This window comes from Paraburkholderia sp. 31.1 (genome assembly GCF_014397645.1).
Taxonomy (GTDB): Bacteria; Pseudomonadota; Gammaproteobacteria; order Burkholderiales; family Burkholderiaceae; genus Paraburkholderia; species Paraburkholderia tuberum.
Window position 1 is genome coordinate 41036 of record NZ_VZQN01000021.1, and the last position, 21809, is coordinate 62844.

17 protein-coding genes are annotated in these 21809 nt (G+C 62.8%); 1 reads left to right on the plus strand and 16 read right to left on the minus strand.

The features are described from left to right. Window positions 1-452 precede the first annotated feature (452 nt). From F6X37_RS17760 to F6X37_RS17835, 16 genes are all read right to left on the minus strand, one after another. Window positions 453-1340 carry a ParB/RepB/Spo0J family partition protein gene (locus F6X37_RS17760; RefSeq protein WP_090802389.1) on the minus strand — a complete coding sequence of 296 codons (888 nt, stop codon included), beginning with the start codon at window positions 1338-1340 and terminating at the stop codon, window positions 453-455. Window positions 1341-1358: 18 nt separating this feature from the next. Then, window positions 1359-2150: a ParA family protein gene (locus F6X37_RS17765; RefSeq protein WP_187612226.1), complete on the minus strand. Its 792-nt coding sequence runs from the start codon at window positions 2148-2150 to the stop codon at window positions 1359-1361. 71 nt (window positions 2151-2221) lie between these two features. Further along, window positions 2222-2905 (minus strand): 16S rRNA (guanine(527)-N(7))-methyltransferase RsmG, encoded by a 684-nt coding sequence (rsmG, locus tag F6X37_RS17770; RefSeq protein ID WP_187612227.1) that lies wholly within the window; start codon window positions 2903-2905, stop codon window positions 2222-2224. Beyond that, the gene (gene mnmG, locus F6X37_RS17775; RefSeq protein WP_187612228.1) at window positions 2902-4860 is read right to left on the minus strand and encodes a tRNA uridine-5-carboxymethylaminomethyl(34) synthesis enzyme MnmG; all 1959 of its coding nucleotides are present in this window, start codon (window positions 4858-4860) and stop codon (window positions 2902-2904) included. The genes rsmG and mnmG overlap by 4 nt, the downstream gene beginning before the upstream one ends. 175 nt (window positions 4861-5035) lie before the next feature. Continuing rightward, entirely contained in the window at window positions 5036-5812 is a 777-nt protein-coding gene (locus tag F6X37_RS17780) for an ABC transporter ATP-binding protein (protein ID WP_184051910.1), read from the minus strand. Beyond that, on the minus strand, window positions 5812-7596 hold the full coding sequence (locus F6X37_RS17785; protein ID WP_187612229.1) for an ATP-binding cassette domain-containing protein: 1785 nt from the start codon (window positions 7594-7596) through the stop codon (window positions 5812-5814). The genes F6X37_RS17780 and F6X37_RS17785 overlap by 1 nt, the downstream gene beginning before the upstream one ends. Window positions 7597-7600: 4 nt before the next feature. Continuing rightward, complete coding sequence (locus F6X37_RS17790) at window positions 7601-8656, minus strand: branched-chain amino acid ABC transporter permease (RefSeq protein WP_187612230.1); 1056 nt, start codon at window positions 8654-8656, stop codon at window positions 7601-7603. A gap of 219 nt (window positions 8657-8875) precedes the next feature. Next, window positions 8876-10036 (minus strand): ABC transporter substrate-binding protein, encoded by a 1161-nt coding sequence (locus tag F6X37_RS17795; RefSeq protein WP_187612231.1) that lies wholly within the window; start codon window positions 10034-10036, stop codon window positions 8876-8878. A 418-nt stretch (window positions 10037-10454) separates the two neighbouring features. Beyond that, a complete protein-coding gene (locus F6X37_RS17800) occupies window positions 10455-11621 on the minus strand; it encodes an ABC transporter substrate-binding protein (protein ID WP_187612232.1) in 1167 nt (388 codons plus the stop codon). Between the two features lie 559 nt (window positions 11622-12180). Beyond that, on the minus strand, window positions 12181-13152 hold the full coding sequence (locus F6X37_RS17805) for a branched-chain amino acid ABC transporter permease (protein WP_187612277.1): 972 nt from the start codon (window positions 13150-13152) through the stop codon (window positions 12181-12183). Beyond that, window positions 13152-14036, minus strand: coding sequence for a branched-chain amino acid ABC transporter permease (locus F6X37_RS17810; protein ID WP_184036882.1), 885 nt, complete (start codon window positions 14034-14036; stop codon window positions 13152-13154). The genes F6X37_RS17805 and F6X37_RS17810 overlap by 1 nt, the downstream gene beginning before the upstream one ends. Before the next feature lie 190 nt (window positions 14037-14226). After that, window positions 14227-15441 (minus strand): ABC transporter substrate-binding protein, encoded by a 1215-nt coding sequence (locus tag F6X37_RS17815; protein ID WP_184060997.1) that lies wholly within the window; start codon window positions 15439-15441, stop codon window positions 14227-14229. 62 nt (window positions 15442-15503) lie between these two features. Further along, a complete protein-coding gene (locus F6X37_RS17820) occupies window positions 15504-16262 on the minus strand; it encodes an ABC transporter ATP-binding protein (RefSeq protein ID WP_187612233.1) in 759 nt (252 codons plus the stop codon). Then, window positions 16259-17038, minus strand: a complete 780-nt coding sequence (locus F6X37_RS17825; protein WP_018418872.1) for an ABC transporter ATP-binding protein — start codon at window positions 17036-17038, stop codon at window positions 16259-16261. The genes F6X37_RS17820 and F6X37_RS17825 overlap by 4 nt, the downstream gene beginning before the upstream one ends. 289 nt (window positions 17039-17327) lie before the next feature. Further along, window positions 17328-19043: a GMC family oxidoreductase gene (locus F6X37_RS17830; RefSeq protein ID WP_187612234.1), complete on the minus strand. Its 1716-nt coding sequence runs from the start codon at window positions 19041-19043 to the stop codon at window positions 17328-17330. Between the two features lie 150 nt (window positions 19044-19193). After that, on the minus strand, window positions 19194-20747 hold the full coding sequence (locus F6X37_RS17835) for a CoA-acylating methylmalonate-semialdehyde dehydrogenase (RefSeq protein WP_262419954.1): 1554 nt from the start codon (window positions 20745-20747) through the stop codon (window positions 19194-19196). A gap of 145 nt (window positions 20748-20892) precedes the next feature. On the opposite strand from F6X37_RS17835, the gene F6X37_RS17840 reads away from it, so the two are divergent. After that, window positions 20893-21792: a LysR family transcriptional regulator gene (locus tag F6X37_RS17840; RefSeq protein ID WP_187612235.1), complete on the plus strand. Its 900-nt coding sequence runs from the start codon at window positions 20893-20895 to the stop codon at window positions 21790-21792. Window positions 21793-21809 lie beyond the last annotated feature (17 nt).

The window sequence follows — 21809 nt, forward strand, 5'->3', positions numbered from 1 at the left end:
ATAACCGCGTGAAACTTCCCTTCACGATGCGGTAAAACGTACGCTAACGACGCGAAACACGTCAAATGTAAGGCGGGCGGGGGACGGCAAAACCCGTGCGGGTGGTCGCGTGGATCGAAGCTCGTTGGCAGTGCGTTCCGACGCAGCGGCAGACGTCTCGAAAATGCAACAAATGCCTCTTTTTTAAGGGCTGAACGGGATAGCTCTTCTATTGAGCTGAATCAGCCTCACCGCAAATTTCGATGATGATCGGGTCGCTTTTGATAGCGGCTCGTCAGGATGATTATCGCGTGAATGTGGAGCGTCCGAAGCTAGGATTCCTGATTATTCGTGCATCCGTTGTTTTGGAATCCGCAATAGTCGCTCGCACCGAGGTAGACCAACTCGCGGCAGTGCTCATGCACAGGCCGCCAGCCGTTCACCACTCTTGCCTGCTGAGCGCCAATCTGTGCTCAGACGTTCGCGTTCCCTCGCAAACGAACCAGAATGCCTTCCAGCGCGTCGAGATCGCCGAAGTCCACCAGCACCTGGCCGCGACCGCGTCGGCCGAGCTTGATTTTCACCGTAGCGGACAGCAGGTCCGACAGTTCCTCTTCCAGGCGTCGCGTGTCACGGCCGCCGTCCGGATTCGCGCGGGCCTTGGCCGCCGGCGTCACCTTCGTGGTCATCGCCACCAGCTTTTCCGTCTCGCGCACAGACAGGCGCTTGTTGACGACCTGGTTGGCCAGCGTGATCTGCGTCGCGGCATCGACGGCGAGCAGCGCGCGAGCGTGGCCCATGTCGAGATCGCCGGCGAGCAACATCGTCTGTACCGGTGTCGCAAGGTTCAGCAGACGCAGCAGGTTCGACACCGCGCTTCGCGAGCGGCCCACCGACTCTGCCGCCTGCTCATGCGTGAAATTGAATTCGTCGAGCAGGCGCTGGATACCCTGGGCCTCTTCGAGGGGATTCAGATCCTCGCGCTGGATGTTTTCGATCAGCGCCATCGCCGCGGCGGCCTGGTCGGGCACGTCCTTCACAAGCACCGGCACCTCGTCGAGGCCCGCAAGCCGCGCCGCGCGAAAACGCCGCTCCCCCGCGATGATCTCATAGCGGTCCGCCGCGATCGGACGCACGAGAATCGGCTGCATCAGCCCTTGCGCGCGGATGCTCGCCGCAAGCTCCTGCAGCGCGCCTTCGTCCATGCGCGTGCGCGGCTGGTATTTGCCCGCCTGCATCTTGCCGAGCGGCAATACGTTCGGTGCGCCGTCGATCACCGCTGCCTCGGTGATATCGGCGGTGCCGCCGAGCAATGCCTCCAAACCGCGGCCCAGTCCCTTCTTTCTTGCTACTGCATTCATCGTGCTTCCTCGATCCGCTTAGGATGCCTGGGGCGCGTCATTCAGCGCGCGCACCCGCTCAATCATTTCGACGCCGAACTGCACGTACGCCTGCGCGCCTCGCGACGCCCTGTCGAACACCACACCGGGCAGCCCATAGCTGGGCGCCTCGGCCAATCGCACGTTGCGTGGAATCACCGCGTCGAAGACCTTGTCGCCGAAGTGCTCTTTCAATTGATCCGAGACTTGCTGTTGCAACGTAATGCGCGGATCGAACATGACGCGCAGCAGACCGATCACCTTGAGGTCGCGATTCAGATTCGCATGGACCTGCTTGATCGTGTTGACGAGGTCGGACAGCCCTTCGAGCGCGAAATATTCGCACTGCATCGGAATGACGACGCCGTGCGCGGCGCATAGTCCGTTGAGCGTCAGCAGTGACAAAGCCGGCGGGCAATCGATCAGCACGAAATCGTACTCGCCCTCGACCGCGGCGAGCGCCGCCTTCAGTTGACGCTCGCGATTCTGCATGCTGACGAGTTCGACCTCGGCGCCCGCGAGCTCACGGTTCGCGGGAAGCACGTCGTATCCGACCGCCTCGGGCCGTACGCGCGCATCGGCCACCGACACGTTGTCCACGAGCACCTCGTAGACCGTGTTCGTACATTCGGCCTTGTCGATACCGCTGCCCATCGTGGCGTTGCCTTGCGGGTCCAGATCGATGAGAAGGACTCGCTGTCCCTGCGCTGCCAGGCTCGCGGCCAGATTGACTGTGGTGGTCGTCTTGCCGACGCCGCCCTTCTGGTTCGCAACGCAGAAGATTTTTGCCATCGTTGGTGTGTCCCTTTTGCTGCTTGGATGAAGTGAAAATCGTTGAGGGTGTTGACAGGCCGAAGCGGCCGTCAGCTTTCGGGGTCCACTCGCACCTCGATCAGATGCCGCTCGGCGTCGAGCGACGGCACGTTCAGCCGGATGATCTGTTCCACGTGAGCGCCCGCCGGCAGACGCGCGATTTCGGCATCCGGCCGCATACCCTTCATCGCCCAAATTGCGCCCTGCTCCGCAACCAGATGACGGGCCAGTGTAACGAAATCCGAGAGTTCTGCGAACGCGCGCGAGACAATTACGTCGAACTTTGCCGGTACTTCGGCGCCAGGCCGCAGCGTCTCCACCCGACCGGTCACAATCGACAGGTTCGCGAGGCCCAGTTCCGCCTTCGCCTGCGACTGAAAGGCAGTCTTCTTATGGACGATGTCGTTCGTCGTGATGGTCCAATCGGGCAGCACGATCGCGAGCACGATGCCCGGCAGCCCCCCGCCCGAACCGACGTCGAGCACCGACGACGGCCTGCGCGGCGCCAGGTGCGGCACGATCGATAGCGAATCGAGAATGTGCTGGATTAGCATCTGCCTCGGATCGCGGATCGCTGTCAGGTTGTAGACGTTGTTCCACTTCGCGAGCAGCGCGACGTAATCGAGCAGCTTGCGCTGCTGCGCGTCGCTGAGTTCGAGACCAAGTTCACGGACACCGTCCGCCAGCAATGACGCCAAGGCCTGCTGGTCGATTCCCCTCTGCGCTGCCGTCATTGAACCACCGGCGTGCTGTCGGCGCCGGGCTCGGCGGACTTCGACGGACGACGCCCGAGGCCACGCTTCAGATGGACCATCAGCAGCGAGATGGCGGCAGGCGTGATACCGGAAATACGCGACGCCTGTCCGATCGTTTCCGGCCGGAACTGCATCAACTTCTGGCGAGCTTCGAACGACAGCCCACGGACCTCGGTGTAGTCCAGTCCTTCAGGCAGACGCGTGTTCTCTTGCGCCTCGTTGCGTTCGATCTCACCGGCCTGTCGGTCGATGTAGCCCTGATATTTGACGCCGATTTCGATCTGTTCCTTGATTTGCGCGAGCAGCACGGGGTCTTCCGCAAGTGCTTCGGGCGCGCCACAGGTGCCGTCACGCAGCCCGCAGACGCCGTCGTAGCTGACGCCCGGACGACGCAGCAGGTCCGCGAGACTGTATTCGTGGTCGATTGGCTTGCCAAGCAAGGCGGTCGCCTCTTCTGCCGGTAAGGTCTTAGGATTGACCCAGGTTGAACGCAAGCGCTGTGTTTCACGTGAAACAGCGTCACGCTTGCGACTGAAGGCGTCCCAGCGGGCGTCATCGACCACGCCGAGTTCGCGCCCGATCTCCGTCAGCCGCGCATCGGCGTTGTCTTCGCGCAAGCTCAGACGGTACTCCGCGCGGCTCGTGAACATCCGGTACGGCTCGGACACCCCGCGCGTGACTAGATCGTCCACGAGCACGCCGAGATAAGCCTGGTCGCGACGCGGACACCATGCTTCCTTGCCTTGCACGAACAGACCGGCGTTGATGCCGGCCAGAGTGCCCTGTGCAGCTGCCTCCTCGTAGCCGGTCGTACCGTTGATCTGTCCGGCGAAGAACAGGCCACTGATCACCTTCGTTTCTAGCGATGCCTTCAGGCCACGCGGATCGAAATAGTCGTACTCGATCGCGTAGCCCGGGCGCAGGATATGCGCATGCTCGAGCCCGCGCATGGAACGCACCAGCTCGAGCTGCACGTCGAAGGGCAGGCTCGTCGAGATCCCGTTCGGATAGAACTCGTTGGTCGTCAGACCTTCCGGCTCGAGGTAGATCTGATGCGATTCCTTCGACGCAAACCGGTGAATCTTGTCCTCGATCGACGGGCAATAGCGTGGCCCCACCCCCTCGATCACGCCCGTGTACATTGGCGAACGATCGAGACCGCCGCGAATGATGTCGTGTGTCCGTTGATTCGTATGCGTGACCCAGCACGGCACCTGGCGCGGGTGCTGCTCGACACGCCCGAGGAACGAAAACACCGGCACCGGGTCCAGATCGCCGGGCTGCTCTTCGAGCTGCGAATAGTCGATCGTGCGACCGTCGATTCGCGGTGGCGTACCGGTCTTGAGCCGGCCCTGCGGTAGCTTCAGCTCTTTCAACCGCGCCGACAGCGAAACCGCAGCCGGGTCGCCCGCGCGTCCGCCTGTGTAGTTGTTCAACCCCACGTGAATCTTGCCGTCGAGGAACGTGCCCGCCGTCAGCACCACCGCGCGCGACCGGAAACGAATACCCACTTGCGTGATGGCGCCGACCACGCGGTCGCCCTCGACCATCAGATCGTCGACGGCCTGCTGAAATAGCCAGAGGTTCGGCTGATTCTCTAGACGATGGCGGATCGCCGCTTTGTACAGCATGCGGTCAGCCTGAGCGCGCGTCGCGCGGACCGCCGGTCCTTTCGACGAATTCAGGATCCGAAACTGGATGCCGCTTTCGTCGGTAGCGGCCGCCATGGCGCCGCCCAGCGCGTCGACCTCCTTGACCAGGTGGCCTTTGCCTATGCCGCCAATCGACGGATTGCAGCTCATCTGACCAAGGGTCTCGATGTTATGGGTCAAAAGCAGCGTTTTGTTGCCCATGCGCGCCGACGCCAAAGCAGCTTCGGTGCCGGCATGACCGCCACCGACGACGATTACGTCAAATTCTGAGGGAAAAAGCATCGCGGGATCTCACGCCAGATCGTCGCGTGAGCCTTCAAAAGAAATGTATGGGCGAATTATAACGGGTTCGGTTTCGGCCCGAATTTCGTCCGAATGGTGAAGCAATAAAAAAGCGGTGTGTTTCACGTGAAACACACCGCTTCCAGAGACAGCGATCAGCGAAATAAGTGCGGGCTTATGCGACCTTTTTGGCAAGACCGAGATAGGTTTCGATCACCCGGGGATTTTGCGCGAGGTCGGTCGCCGGTCCTTCCAGTGCCAACTCGCCGGTTTCCAGCACGTAGCCGTAGTCCGAGATCTGCAATGCAGCGCGCGCGTTCTGCTCGATCAGCAGCGTCGCGACGCCCGTCTGCCGCAAGGCGCTGATGATGTGAAAGATTTCCTTCACGATCAGCGGCGCGAGACCGAGGCTCGGCTCGTCCAGCATCAGCAGATCGGGCTTGCCCATCAGGGCGCGGCCGACCGCGAGCATCTGCCGCTCGCCGCCGGAAAGCGTGCCGGCCGCCTGCTTGCGCCGCTCCTTCAGCCGCGGAAACAGTTCGAACACCGGTTCCAGCTGATCGAGAAAGTTGCGCTCCCCTGCTCGCTTGCGCCGGTAGGCGCCAAGCAGCAGATTGTCCTCGACGGTCATCGAAGCGAAAAGCTCGCGCTTTTCCGGCACCAGGCACATCCCAAGCGCAACGCGTTTTTCGACCGGCATCGCGCTGACGTCGTCGCCCTGATAGGAAACCGCGCCTTTCGCATGACCGGACGTCGGCAACGCGCCCATGATCGCATTCAGCAGCGTCGACTTTCCCGCGCCGTTCGGGCCGATCACGGAGACGATCTGCCCCGCCCGCACCTTGATCGCCGCATTGTGCAGCGCTTCAACCTTGCCGTAGCGGACGGACAAATGGCTCACTTCGAGAATCGGTCCCGCTGCCGCCACGCCGGTCGTTGTCATGTCGTCCATCATTCCACCCCACCCAGATACGCTTCGAGCACCGCCGGATCCTGCTGGACTTCCTGCGGCAGGCCCTCAGCGATCCGCGTGCCGAACTCCATCACCACGAGCCGGTCCGTCAAATTCATCACGAAATCCATGTCGTGCTCGACGAGCAGCACGCTCATCCCTTCTGTCTTCAGTCTGCGCAGCAGGTCGGCGAGCTGAAGCTTTTCCTGATACCGGAGACCAGCGGCCGGTTCATCGAGCAATAGCAGAGTCGGGTCGCAGCACAGGGCGCGCGCAATTTCGAGAATCCGCTGTTGACCAAGCGCCAGGCTGCCCGCTTCGTCATACATGTGCTGTTCGAGGCCGACGCGGCGAATCTGCCGAGCGGCTTCGGCCATCAACCGCTGCTCTTCGGAGCGGTTCAGCCGCACGACACTGCGCCACACGCCCGCATGGCCACGTAGATGCGCACCGATCGCGACGTTCTCGAGCACGGTCATACCCGGCAGCAGCTTCACGTGCTGGAACGTCCGGCCGATGCCGCGCTTGACGATTTCACGCGAACTCAGCGCATCGATGCGCTCGCCGCGGAACGTGATCTCGCCGCTTGTCGCCTGCAGCACACCGGTCACGAGATTGAAGGTCGTCGACTTGCCTGCGCCGTTCGGTCCGATCAGCCCGATGATCTGCCCTGCTTTGACCTCGAAGCTGACGTCGTTCACCGCGACGAGACCGCCGAACTGCTTGCGCGCCTTATTCACCGTCAGCAGGTCTTCGCCGGTCTGTGGCTTGTTGCGCTGCGGCAGAGGATCCGCGTGATCGGCGAGATGCGCCCGCGGGCCACGCGGGAAAAAGCGCGCGACGAACGGCCAGACGCCCTGCCGCGCGTACTGCAGAAGCAGCACCATGATGATGCCGAACACGATCACTTCGAAGTTGCCGTTCTCGCCGAGCAGTTTTGGCAGCAGCGTCTGCAAATAATCCTGCAGCACGGTCAGGATCGCCGCGCCCAGCACCGCGCCCCAGACGTGCGAGACGCCGCCCACCACCGCCATGAACAGGAACTCGATGCCGTGATTCAGTCCAAACGGCGTCGGATTCACGGCGCGCTGCAAGTGCGCGTACAGAAAACCCGAGACCGACGCAAGCACCGCCGCATAGACGAAAATCACGACGCGCATCCAGCCGGTGTTGACGCCCATTGCCTCGGCCATCAGACCACCGCCGCGCAACGCGCGGATTGCGCGACCCGGCCGGCTATTAAGCAGATTCTGAACAGAGACGACCGCACCGAGCACGACCACCCAGATCAGGTAATAGATACGGCGGCCGGACTCGAGATTGATCCCGAAAACATTCAACACCGGGATGCCGTTGATGCCGTCGTACTTGCCGAGCATGTCGAGATTGCCGAACAGGTAGAACAGCGCGAGCCCCCACGCAATCGTGCCGAGCGGCAGAAAGTGGCCGGATAGGCGCATCGTCACGAGACCGAGCATCAGCGCAACCAGGGCAGTGACGATCACGCCCGCGATCAGTGCGAGCCACGGCGACACGCCGAAGTTCGTCGTCAGATACGCGGTTGCATACGCGCCGATGCCAACGAACGCGGCCTGCCCGAAGCTCGTCATCCCGCCGATGCCGGTCAACAGCACGAGGCCGATCGCGACGATCGAATAGAGACCGATGTAGTTCAGCAGCGTGACCCAGTACTCGGGTACATGGATCGGATGCGGCAGAACCGGCAAAGCGAACAGCACCACGAGGAACAACCAGAAGAACTTCTTTTGCATGATTCGTTTCATCGTGTCACTCCGCTTCCTCTTCGGCGTGCGGGCTCGCAAGACTGCGCCACAGCAGCACCGGGATGATTAACGTGAACACGATCACTTCCTTATAAGCACTAGCCCAGAACGACGAATACGACTCCAGCAGACCAACGAGAATCGAGCCGGCCGCCGCCAGCGGATAGCTGACCAGACCGCCGATGATCGCGCCCACGAAGCCCTTCAAACCGATCAGGAAGCCCGAGTCGTAGTAGATCGTCGTGAGCGGCGCGACGAGGATGCCGCACAGTGCGCCGAGCCCCGCCGCAAGCGTGAATGCGAGGCGTCCCGCCTGCGTGGTGCCGATGCCGACGAGCCGCGCGCCGAGCCGGTTCACCGACGTCGCGCGCAACGCCTTGCCCGAAATCGAGCGATCGAAGTACAAATACAGCGCGCCGATCAGCACGGCCGCGGTGCCGATCACCCACAGGCTCTGTCCGGAGATCGACAACGTGCCGATGTTGAACGTCGCATCGGAAAACGCGTTGGTGCGCGAGCCTTCGGCGCCGAACATCACGAGGCCGAGACCGACCATCACGAAATGCACGGCCACCGCGACGATCAACAGCAGCAGCGTGGTCGCCTCCGCGATCGGCTCGTAGGCAAGGCGATACACGAACGGACCCATCGGAATCACGATCAGCAGCGTCAGCGCGATCTGCACGATCATCGGCAGCGGCTGCAGGAAGATGCCGCGCGTGAGCGCGTAGACCGCGATCGGAAACAGCAGGTACTTTCCCGCCAGCACGGGCAGCGTGCGCGCCGCATGACGACGCCGCTCAGCATGCCGCAACACGGCCGCCGTCTCGACGACGAAGCATGCCGCGCCCATCGCCATCAACAGCCAGCAGGTGGCCGGAAACTTCTGCGTTTGCAGTGCGGCGAGCGTCAACGCGCCGTACGAAACGAACTCCCCTTGCGGGATGAAGATCACCCGCGTGACGGAGAACACCAGCACCAGCGCAAGCGCGAGCAGCGCGTAGATCGCGCCGGTCGTGATGCCGTCCTGCGCGAGGATCGCCGCAATTGATAGATCCATACTTCCTCGTCCTGAAGCGTCGAAATCGAAAAGCCGGGAAACAGTCGCGACGGCGCGGTGCGAAGCCGGCCATCGATCTGCATGTCAGAAAAGACAACCGCCGCGCCGGGACGCGGCGCGGCGGTCGATGCCATTGTCGTCGAACACAATGGCAATGCGGCGTCATGCACCGCAGATTGCGCGAGAGGCGCGTACCGCTACTTGTTTTTGTAAATAGTCTTAGTTGTTCTGCAACTTCCACTTGCCGTCGACGATCTGCACGATCACGCGTGCGCGCTGGTCGAGGCCGTTGTGGTCGTTCGCGGTGGTGTTCATGATGCCGTGCGACACTGGCAGCTCCTTGATGTTTTCGAGCGCGTTGCGCAGCGCCACGCGGAACTCCGGCGTGCCCGGCTGGGCGGTCTTCAGCGCGACCGGAATCGCAGCCTGCAACATCTGGCCGGCATCCCATGCGTGGCCGCCGAAGGTCGCGACCGAACCCGCGCCATAAGCCTTCTCATAGGCGTTCTTATAGGCTTCCGCCGACTTCTTCACCGGGTTCGAATCCGGCAATTGATCGACGACGAGAATCGGACCGGCCGGCAGCAGTTCGCCGTCGCAATCCTTGCCGCACACACGCAGGAAGTCGTTGTTCGCGACCCCGTGAGTCTGATAGACCTTGCCCTTGTAGCCACGCTCCTTCAGCGTCCTGGCCGGCAGCGCCGACGGCGTGCCCGAGCCCGCGATCAGCACCGCGTCGGGATTCGCGCCCATCGTCTTCAGCACTTGGCCCGTCACCGATGCATCGGTGCGGTTGAAGCGCTCGTTCGACACGATCTTCAGGTTGTGCGCTTTCGCGGCGGCGTCGAACGTCGTGTTCCAGCTGTCGCCGTATGCGTCCGAGAATCCGATGAAGCCGACCGTCTTCACGCCGTGATGCTGCATGTAATCGGCGATCGCTTCGGCCATCAGGCTGTCGTTCTGAGGCGGTTTGAATGCCCATGCGCGCTTCGCATCCATCGGCTGAATGATCGCGGCCGATGCCGCGAGCGAGATCACCGGCGTCTTGCCCTCAGCGGCCGGATCGAGCATCGCGAGCGAATTCGGCGTGACGGTCGAGCCGATGATCGCGTCGACGTGGTCTTCGTCGATCAGCTTGCGCGTGTTCTGCACGGCCTTGCTGGTGTCCGACCCGTCGTCGAGGATGATGTACTGCACGCTCTTGCCGCCGATCTCCTTCGGCAGCAACGCGATCGTGTTCTTTTCAGGAATCCCGAGCGACGCGGCCGGCCCCGTCGTCGACAACGTGACGCCGATCTTCACCTGCGCGAATGCAGCCCCCGCGCCGCACATCAGCGCCATCGCGATGCCGGTGCGTACCCAATGCCTTGTCTTTTTCATTGCGAGTCTCCAAACGCTTTGAAAAGCGCCTATCTGTAAACCGGCTTGCTGGGCCGGGTGTTTGAATCTAGTGAGCGGGTTCAGGTGTGCCAAGCATGGTTTTCCCTGCTCGGCGCGCATACCTTCCCCCGCTGCGTCGGGTACCGCTCCTCTCGCGTCGCGCGAGCGCGCATTCGCGTCATACGCCGCGTTTCTGTGCCGCGGCTTTATTCCAACCAGGCATTTCATAAACCACTAATATGTTAGTAGCTTGCGTTCTGCATTATCGACGGTCAAGAGAGCGTGCGCCAAATGCGGGTTTGTCCTGAAGCAGCGAAACCACACTTTTGCGCGATGCGACACCTGGCCCGGGTAATAAAAAAGACGCGTCAACTGCACGCGTCTTTTTCGATGAGGTCCCGTGGCGCAGAGCCTTCGCTCAGTCGCCGGCGAGCTTCCACTTGCCGTCGACGATCTGCACCGTCACGCGCGCCCGCTGATCGAGGCCGGCATGGTCGTTCCCGCTCATGTTGAAGATGCCGTGCGACGCGGGCAGATCTTTCGTTCCTTCGAGCGCGGCACGCAGCGCCTCGCGGAATGCCGGCGTGCCTGGCGGCCCCTTCTTCAACGCGAGCGGGATCGCATGCTGCAGAAGCAGACCCGCGTCCCATGCGTGACCGCCGAACGTCGACACCGACCCCGCGCCATATGCCGTTTCATACGCATGCTTGTACGCGAGCGCGCTTTTCTTCACCGGATTCGCCTCGGGCAGTTGCTCGGCGACCAGCAGCGGGCCAGCGGGCAGCCATGTGCCTTCGCAATCCTTGCCGCACACGCGCAGGAAGTCGTTGTTCGCGACGCCGTGCGTCTGATAGTACTTGCCCTTGTAGCCGCGCTCCTTCAGCGTTTTCTGCGGCAGCGCGGCCGGCGTGCCCGCACCGGCGATCAGCACCGCGTCCGGGTTCTGCGACATCATCTTCAGCACCTGGCCCGTGACCGATGCATCGTTGCGCGCGAAGCGCTCGTTCGCGACGACCTTGATCTTCGCGAGGTCAGCGGCTTTGCTGAATTCCTTGAACCAGCTCTCGCCGTACGCGTCGGAAAAGCCGATGAACGCGACCGTCTTCACGCCGTGATTGGCCATGTGCTGCGCAATCGCCGTGGCCATCAGAATGTCGTTTTGCGGCGTTTTGAAGACCCATCCACGCTTCGCGTCCATCGGCTCGACGATGCCCGCGGCCGCGGCCAGAGAGATCATCGGCGTCGAGGTTTCGGCAGCGATGTCGATCATGGCGAGCGAGTTCGGCACGACGGTCGAGCCGATCAGTGCATCGACGTGGTCTTCGCTAGTGAGCTTGAGGGCGTTCTTGACCGCCTGGGTGGAATCGGTTGCGTCGTCGAGGACGATGTAGTCGATCTTCTGGCCCGCCACTTCTTTCGGCAGCAGCGCGATCGTGTTCTTTTCCGGAATGCCAAGCGATGCGGCCGGTCCTGTTGCCGACACGGTGACGCCGATTTTCACGTCCGCGAATGCATGGCCGCTCCAGGCAGCCGAGACCCCTGTGGCGACCAATGCCGCGCTGATCCAACGCAATGCCGACTTCATCCTGCTCCTCTATTAACCCCGTTATTCAATTGCAATTAAATCCGCGGATTTAATTGCCAACCCAGTGGTCGGTGAATAAGCGAGTGTAGCGGACGCAAGCGCCGTGCTGCAAGCGTTTCGCAGGCTTGTGATGTTTACCCGCAGCGGCTGGTGGAGAGTAAAAAATGGCGCGTGAAATAGCCGGGAGATCGCGTCAAAAATTCGATAAACACAAATAAAAAAGCGCTGTTGGATATCAATCCAACAGCGCTTTCTTCTGGGCACTGAGTGCCTCACTTGTCTCCTCGTTCTCCACCTGCAAATTCGTGGTGCATCAGAACTGCATGAAGATTAAACGACCACCCCCAACAGTCACAACTAGCAATTACCCTAGTGGTGCACTGCGGCACCGGATTGGGGCGCGTAGGGCGCATTTCGTCACACGGTTTGCCACAGGTTCGCCCGAGCCCTTGATCCAGCGGACCTTCAGCACGAGCCGCAATTAGATCGGAGGTCGAAGCAATTTCGTATCGCACTGCATCAAGCGAGCAACCACGCGGGCGGGATCAAACAGCCACTCTCAAGCCCGCAACGGTCGCACTCGCGCGACGATCTCACCGACGATGCCGCGCCGGAACGCCAGCACACACGCGATGAAAATCAGCCCGGTGACGATCGTCACCGATTCGCCGAGCGAGCGGAACCAGTCGATGCCGGTCATCGACGCGAGTGCCGCGCCGATATCGCCGAGCCTGTCTTCGAGCGACACGATCAACGCGGCGCCGAGCAACGGCCCGAACAGCGTGCCCATGCCGCCCACCAGCGTCATCAGGATCACGAGGCCGGACATCGTCCAATAGGCATCGCTCAGCGTTTCGAAACCCTGCACCAGCACCTTCAGCGAACCCGCGAGACCCGCAATGCCGGCCGACAGGATGAATGCGAGCAGCTTGAAACGGTCGGTGTCGTAGCCGAGCGACACCGCGCGCGGCTCGTTTTCCTTGATCGCGACGAGCACCTGCCCGAACGGCGAATGCACGATCCGCACGATCAGCAGGAAAGCCGCGACGATCACCGCGAGCACGACGAAATATAGCGCGAGGTCCGAAGAGAGATCGAGCACGCCGAACAGCTTGCCGCGCGGCACGCCTTGCAGACCGTCTTCCCCGTGCGTGAACGGCGCCTGCAGGAACACGAAGTAGACCATCTGCGCGAGCGCGAGCGTCACCATCGCGAAGTAGATACCCTGACGGCGAATCGCGAAGAAGCCGACGACGAGCCCAAGCAGCGTCGCCGCCGCGGTGCCGCTCAGCACGCCGAGCTCCGGCGAAAAGCCGAGCGTCTGCATCGCATAGCCGGTGACGTAACCGGCCGACGCGAGAAACATCGCATGACCAAAGGACAGCAGGCCCGTATAGCCGATCAGCAGATTGAAGGCGGCCGCGAACAGCGCGAAGCACAGCACCTTCATCACGAAGAGCGGATAGATGCCGAGCACCGGCACCGCGAGCAGCACGATCAGCAGCAGACCGTAGAGCACGTTTCTCTGCATCATTTTTCCCTGCCGAAAAGACCCGCCGGACGCACGAGCAACACGAGCGCCATGATCACGAAGACGACGGTCGCCGACGCCTCGGGGTAGAACACACGCGTGAGTCCTTCGACTACGCCGAGCATCAGGCCGGTCAGGATCGAGCCCATGATCGAGCCCATGCCGCCGATCACGACCACCGCGAACACGGTGATGATCATCGACTGGCCCATCAGGGGCGAGACCTGAATCACCGGCGCGGCGAGCACGCCGGCAAACGCCGCGAGCGCGACGCCGAAGCCGTAGGTCAGCGTGATCATCAGCGGCACGTTGACGCCGAACGCCTCGACGAGCTTCGGGTTTTCGGTGCCCGCGCGCAGATACGCGCCAAGCCGCGTCTTCTCGATCACGAACCAGGTCGCAAAGCACACGACCAGCGACGCGACCACCACCCATGCGCGATAGTTCGGCAGATACATGAAGCCGAGATTGGTCGCGCCCGACAGCGCCGACGGCACATCGTACGGCTGGCCCGACGAGCCGTAGATCGAATGGAATACGCCCTCGATCACGAGTGTGAGGCCAAACGTCAGCAACAGGCCATACAGATGATCGAGCTTGTAAAGCCAGCGCAGCATCGAGCGCTCGATCGCGACGCCGACCAGTCCGACGATCAGCGGCGCGAGCACGAGCATCACCCAGTACGGCAGATTGAAATACGACAGCCCCATCCACGCGAGCATCGCCCCGAGCATGAACAGCGCGCCATGCGCGAAGTTGATCACGTTGAGCAGGCCGAAAATAATCGCCAGCCCGAGGCTCAGAATCGCGTAGAACGAGCCGTTCACGAGCCCGAGCAGAAGCTGGCTCAGCATCGCCGGTAGCGGAACGCCAAAGATGTCCATTGAAGCCCTTAGCCCTTCAAGCCATCGTCAAGGTGAGATCGGTGACGCACGATCCGGCCGGCACGCGACGAGCGGCGACGCCGCCCATCGGCGTACGGCATCTGAAACGGTCATCCGCCAGCGCGTGCCCCTGCAGCGCCGGCGGTTCTCTCAGGTCTGCGCGGTCCTCGACCGCTTACTGCGCCCGCGCTTACTTCCACAGCGCGCAGCGGGTCTGCGCCTTGGTCGTGAAGACCTGATCGCCCGGAATCGTCGCAGTGATCTTGTAGTAATCCCACGGCTCCTTCGATTCGGCCGGCGTCTTCACCTGCATCAGGTACATGTCGTGGATCATGCTGCCGTCCTGACGGATGTAGCCCTTCGCGTAGAAGTCGTCGATCTTCGTCTTGTGCAACTGCGCCATCACCTTGTCCGGATCGGTCGAGCCCACCGCCTGCACCGCCTTCAGATAGTTCATCGCCGCCGAGTAGTCGGCAGCCTGCAGGCTCGACGGCATCTTCTTCATCTTGTCGAAGTACCGCTGCGACCACTTGCGCGTGTCGGCGTCCTTGTTCCAGTACCAGCTGTCGGTCAGCACCAGACCTTGCGTCGTTTCGAGACCGAGGCTGTGCACGTCGTTGATGAACATCAGCAGCGCGGCGAGCTTCATCGTCTTGGTGATGCCGAATTCCTTCGCGGCCTTGATCGCGTTGATCGTGTCGCCGCCCGCGTTCGCGAGGCCGAGGACCTGTGCCTTCGACGCCTGCGCCTGCAACAGGAACGATGAGAAGTCCGACGCCGACAGCGGATGACGCACCTCGCCGAGCACCTGGCCGCCGTTCGCCTTCACGACCTCCGCGGTCGCTTTTTCGAGCGCCTTGCCGAATGCGTAGTCTGCCGTCAGGAAGTACCAGGTCTTGCCGCCCTGCTTCGTCACGGCCGAGCCCGTGCCGTTCGCGAGCGCGGTCGTGTCGTATGCGTAGTGGATCGTGTACGGCGTGCATTGCTCGTTGGTCAACGTATCGGCGCCGGCGCCAACGCTGATATAGACCTTGTGCTTCTCGCCCGCGACGGTGTTAGTCGACAGCGCGGTCGCCGAGTTCGTGCCGCCGATCACCATGTCCACGCCGTCGCGGTCGAACCACTCGCGAGCGCGCGATGCCGCGATGTCCGCCTTGTTCTGGTGATCCGCGTACAGCACCGTGATCGGCTTGCCGTTGACCTTGCCGCCGAAGTCGGCGACCGCCATCCGGATCGCTTCAAGACCGCCCTGCCCGTCGATATCCGCGTACAGCCCCGACATGTCCGTGATGAAGCCGATCTTCACAGCATCGTCGGCCGCTTGCGCGCTGCCCAGCGTCAGCGCGGTGCCGGCGGCGACTGCGAAACAGAGTGAGGCAATTCGCGCGAGTGGGTTCTTTTTCATGCATGTCTCCTGGTTCTTCGCTTGTGGTTATCAGAGGCAGTCGGGCGCGCGTGTGTCCGTGTCTATACGCCCAGTAAATCGTGCAGCACCGGCATCTTGCCTTCGAGCTCGCTAGCCCCGAAATGCTCGACGATCACGCCGTGCTCCATCACATAGAAACGATCCGCGAGCGGCGCGGCGAAGCGGAAGTTCTGCTCGACCATCACGATCGTGTAGCCGCGCGCCTTCAGCGTAACGATCATGCGCGCGAGCGCCTGCACGATCACGGGCGCGAGCCCTTCCGAGATTTCGTCGAGCAGCAGCAGATTCGCGCCGGTGCGCAGAATCCGCGCGACCGCGAGCATCTGTTGTTCGCCGCCCGAGAGCCGCGTGCCCTGACTCATGCGCCGCTCGTGCAGATTCGGGAACATCGCGTAGATTTCCTCGAGCGACATCATGCGCGCCTTGTCGCCGACGGGCGGCGGCAGCAGCAGATTTTCCTCACACGACAGGCTCGAAAAAATGCCGCGCTCTTCCGGGCAATAGCCGATGCCGCAATGCGCGATGCGATGCGTGGGCAAGCCGACCGTTTCGCGTCCGTCGATACGGATCGAGCCGGTACGGCGACCCGTGAGGCCCATGATCGCGCGTAGCGTCGTGGTGCGGCCCGCGCCATTGCGTCCGAGCAGCGTCACGACCTCGCCGCGGCCGACCAACAGATCGACGCCGTGCAGAATGTGGGATTCCCCGTACCAGGCTTGCAGTCCCGCGATTTCCAGCGCGGGTGCGCCGCTTTTCGTTTCGTTCGCTTCGAGGCCTTCGCGCTCGACCGTCGTATTCATGCGTGGGCTCCGGCGAGCGCCGCGTCGGCGCTGCCCATGTAGGCTTGCATCACGAGCGGATTCTTCGACACTTCCGCGTAGCTGCCCTCGGCGAGCACTTCACCCCGTTGCAGCACGGTGATCGTGTCGGAGATTCCGGCGATCACGTTCATATTGTGTTCGACCATCAGGATCGTGCGTCCGGCCGACACTTTCTTGATCAGCGCGGTCACGCGATCGACGTCCTCATGACCCATGCCTTGCGTGGGCTCGTCGAGAAGCATCAGTTCCGGCTCCATCGCGAGCGTGGTCGCGATTTCGAGCGCGCGCTTGCGGCCGTAGGCGAGCTCGACCGTCAACACATCGGCGAAATCGGTCAGGCCGACCTGGGTCAGCAGATCCATCGCGCGATCGTTCAGACGGCGCAACGTACGCTCGCTCTTCCAGAAGTGAAACGCGGTGCCGAGCGAGCGCTGCAACCCGATGCGCACGTTCTGCAATGCCGTCAGATGCGGAAATACCGCGGAAATCTGGAACGAACGGATGATGCCGCGCCGCGCGATCTGAGCTGGCCGTTCGCCGGTGATATCGACACCGTTGAAAACGATCTGGCCCGCGGTGGGTTCGAGAAATTTGGTGAGCAGATTGAAGCAGGTGGTCTTGCCCGCTCCATTGGGGCCGATCAGCGCATGGATCGAGCCACGGCGCACGCGCAGGTTCACGCCGTTCACGGCGACAAAGCCTTTGAACTCGCGGGTGAGGCCGCGCGTTTCGAGAATCGTATCGCCGAGAATCATGTTCCCTTCCATACGGAGTAAGGCGAAGCACTACGATCTTTCCGCGCGAAGCTCCGCGCGACTTGTTATTTTTGCGGCACCCCTTGCCGCTCGTTGGCGTGCTGCACCAATCCGGACGGTGAGCCATGGCGCGGCACGCAGCATGGCTGCCATTGTCGCGCCAATGATGCAGCGCAATCATTGGGATTTGCACTTAGGGAACGAGGCCCGCGCCGTGCGTATGTGACGCGCGATTCACACGCTTCACGTACGCGGCGGAAAACCTGACTGGTGCGCTCACCGAGTCATGTCACACAGCTGACATCGACGCGGCAACACCGGTATGCGCGGCCATGCTGCCGCTCACGCGCGCGCGACGATCCTCGCGGATCATGTCGCTGGCGCGCTCGGCGATCATCAGCGTCGGCGAATTGGTGTTACCTGACGTGATGTTGGGCATCACCGACGCATCGACGACACGCAAGCCCTCGACTCCGATAACTCGTAGCCGGGTGTCGACGACCGCGGCGGGATCGTCGGTCGTGCCCATGCGGCAGGTGCCGACCGGATGGAAGATCGTCGTGCCGACCGCGCCCGCGGCCTGCTGCAATTCTTCTTCACTTTGATACTGGAGGCCCGGCAGGATCTCCCGCGGCTGATAGCGCGCGAGCGCGGGCGCCGCGACGATGCGACGCGTCAGACGTAGCGCGTTCGCGGCGACGCGGCGGTCGTAGTCGGTCGACAGATAGTTCGGCGCGATCAACGGTGGCGCGCAAGCATCGGCCGACGCAATATGAATGCTGCCGCGCGACGTGGGGCGCAGCTGACACACCGAAGCCGTGAACGCATTGAAGCGATGCAGCGGTTCCCCGAAGCGATCAAGCGACAAAGGCTGCACGTGATACTCGAGATCGGGTCGCGACAGCGAGCGATCGTCGGCGTCGGACTTCGCGAACGCGCCGAGTTGCGACGGCGACATCGACATGGGTCCACTCTGAAACAACGCGTACTGCATGCCGATCATCAGCTTGCCCCACCAGTGCGCGGACATCGTATTCAGCGTGCGCACGCCCTGCACCTGATACGCCATGCGCAGTTGCAGATGGTCCTGCAGATTTTCACCGACACCGCGCAGATCCTGAACGACCTCGATGCCGAGATTCTGCAGACGCGCGCCATTGCCGACACCGGACAATTCGAGCAGTTGCGGCGAGTTGACCGCGCCGGCGGAAAGGATCACTTCGCAACGCGCTTTGGCGAGATAGTCGACCTCGCCGCCACGATATTCGACTCCGGTGCAGCGGCGGCCATCGAACACGACACGCTGCGTGTGGGCACCGGTGATGACAGTAAGGTTCTCCCGCTTCAACGCGGGCCGCAAAAATGCCTTCGACGCATTCCAGCGAATGCCACGCTTCTGGTTGACGTCGAAGTAGCCGACACCGGTGTTATCGCCGCGATTGAAATCGTCGGTGGCGGGGATGCCGGTTTGCTGCGCGGCTTGCGCGAACTCTTCGAGAATCTTCCATTTGAGGCGCTGCTTCTCGACGCGCCACGGTCCGCCCGCGCCGTGCGCTTCGTTGGCGCCGCCGTGGTGATCCTCGCTGCGCCTGAAGACCGGCAGCACCGCGTTCCAGGACCACGTCCTGTCGTTCGTCACACGCGCCCACTCGTCGTAGTCTTCCCGCTGACCGCGCATGTAGATCATGCCGTTGATCGACGAACTGCCGCCGAGCACACGCCCGCGCGGATACGACAGCGTGCGGCCGTTCAGACCCGGCTCGGTTTGGGTCTTGTACAGCCAGTCCGTGCGCGGATTGCCGATGCAATACAGGTAGCCGACCGGCACGTGAATCCAGTGATAGTCGTCCTTCCCCCCGGCTTCGAGCAGCAGCACGTGGATGTCGGGATCTTCGGTGAGCCGGTTCGCCAGCACGCAGCCGGCGGTACCCGCGCCGACGATGACGTAGTCGAACTCGCCTTCGAGTCGCCGTGCGGCGCGAGGCGTACTGTCGGTATGACTCATCGTTCAGCCTCCCAAGCATTTTTGCGGCGCACGCGTGGCTGCTCGATCGCTTCCACGCGTGCGCCGCGAAGCGCTTTTATTGCGCTTTTATTGCGCATTTATTGTTTTCCTGGCGCGCTTGCCGACTTGATGCCGCGCAAAGCCGCCAGCTTATTTGGCGACCGGCATCGTGAATTCGGCGCCCTTCGCGATGCTGTCAGGCCAGCGCTGCATGATGCTCTTGTAGCGCGTGTAAAACCGCACGCCTTCCTCGCCGTACGCATGATGATCGCCGAACAGCGACTTCTTCCAGCCGCCGAACGAATGCCAGGCCATCGGCACGGGAATCGGCACGTTGATGCCGACCATGCCGATCTCGATCTGCCGGGAAAACGCGCGTGCAATGCCGCCGTCGGACGTGAACAGCGACACGCCGTTCGCAAACTGATTCGCGTTGATCAGTTCGACCGCGGAGGCGAAGTCGGGCACGCGCACGACGCATAGCACCGGTCCGAAAATCTCCTCGCGGTAGATCTTCATGTCGGGTAACACGTCGTCGAACAGCGTGCCGCCGAGGAAGAAACCCTTCTCGTGCCCCGCGACCTGATGACCGCGCCCATCGACGACGAGCTTCGCGCCCGCGGCGACGCCAGCGTCGATATAGCCGAGCACCTTGTCGCGATGCGCGCCGGTGACGAGCGGCCCCATCTCGGCCGCCGCTTCCATGCCGTTGAGGATCTTCAGGTTCTTCACGCGCGGCGTCAGACGCTCGATCAGCTCATCGGCGATATGCCCCACCGCGACCGCCACCGAAATCGCCATGCAGCGCTCGCCGGCCGAGCCGTAGGCGGCGCCGATCAGGGCGTCGACGGCCTGGTCGAGATCGGCGTCGGGCATTACGACGAGGTGATTCTTGGCACCGCCCAACGCCTGCACGCGCTTGCCGCGCTTCGTGCCTTCGGTGTAGATGTATTCGGCGATCGGCGTGGAGCCGACGAACGACAGCGCGCTGACTTCCGGATGCACGAGCAGCGCGTCGACCGCGACCTTGTCGCCGTGCACGACGTTGAACACGCCGTCCGGCAGGCCGGCTTCCTTCAGCAGTTCGGCGAGCCGGTTCGACGCGGACGGATCGCGTTCGGACGGTTTCAGCACGAAGGTGTTGCCGCACGCGAGCGCGACGGGGAACATCCAGCACGGCACCATCATCGGGAAATTGAACGGCGTGATGCCCGCGACCACGCCGAGCGGCTGCCGCAGATTCCAGTTGTCGATGCCGCCCCCAATCTGATCGGTGAAATCGGTCTTCAGCAGATTCGGGATGCCGCACGCGAATTCGACGATCTCGATGCCGCGCATCACCTCGCCCTTGGCGTCGGAAAACACCTTGCCGTGCTCGCGCGTGATCAGCTCCGCGAGCTCATCGTGATGACGGTCGAGCAGTTCCTTGAACTTGAACAGCACCCGCGCGCGTTTGATCGGCGCGGTTTCGCTCCAGGCGGGAAACGCGGCTTTGGCGGCAGCGACCGCGGCGTCCACCTCGGCGACGCTCGCGAGCGGCACGCGCGCGCTGACGCTGCCGAGCGCCGGATTGAAGACGTCGCCGAAGCGCCCGCTCGTGCCTTCGACGGTCTTGCCGTTGATGAAATGGCTCAGCGCGCGTGCACTCGCCGCGCTGCGTGCGGCTTCGTCCTGCGCGGTTGCGTTGGAATATGTCTCGCTCATCTCGTTCCTCTTTCCTGTGAAATCTTCCGCTTCGCGCTCGATGCCGCGCGCACAAGCGTGCTGAACACCAAGCGTACGGCCCTTACGAGCGACAAATCCAATGAGTAATGCTCAACTGCGCTATAAGCCGCGCTAATATCAGCATATGGATCTGACTCTCCTTAGGGCCTTCGTCACCGTCGCACGCGAGGGCAACCTTACGCGTGCCGCGGTGCAACTGCATCTGACCCAACCTGCCGTCAGCCTGCAAATCAAGCACTTGCAGGAGACGCTCGGCGTGACGCTGTTCACGCGGACTTCGCACGGGCTCGCGCTGACACGCGACGGCCAGGCGCTGCTGCCGCATGCCGAACGCGCGCTCGGCGCGGCAGCCGACGTGCAGCGGGCGGCGCAGACGCTGCGCCAGGAAGTACGCGGGCGCCTGCGCATCGGCACCATTCTCGACCCGGAGTTTTTGCGCCTCGGCGGTTTCCTGAAGCAGCTCGTCGAGACCTGGCCGCAGATCGAAACCGCGCTGCGCCACGGCATGTCGGGCTGGGTGCGCGAACAGATTTGCGCGGGCGAGCTCGACGTCGGCTATTACATTGGCCTGCCCGCCGACGACGACACGTGTGACGGCGTCACGTTTCACGCGGTCACGCTCACGCATTTCCAGTATCGCGTGCTCGCGCCGGCGGGCTGGAAAGATCGCGTGAAGGGTGCGCGAGACTGGCGCTCGCTCGCGGCGCTGCCGTGGATCTGGACGCCGCCGGCGTCCGCGCACAACCGGCTGCTGTCGCGCTGTTTCGGCGAAGCGGGTGTGAAGCCGGTCAAGGTGGCCGAGGTGGACCAGGAGCCGTCGATGCTCGATCTGGTCAAATCGGGCGTCGGTCTCACGCTTGCGCGCGATGCAACCGCGATCGCGGAGGCGCATGCGCACGCGCTGACGATCGTCGATGGCATAACGGTGCCGACGCAGCTGAGCTTCATCACGCTCGACGAGCGCAAGGACGAGCCAGCGATCGCGGCGGCGTTGAAGCTGATCGAACAGCAGTGGGCGATTTGAGCGGGGACGGTCTGACG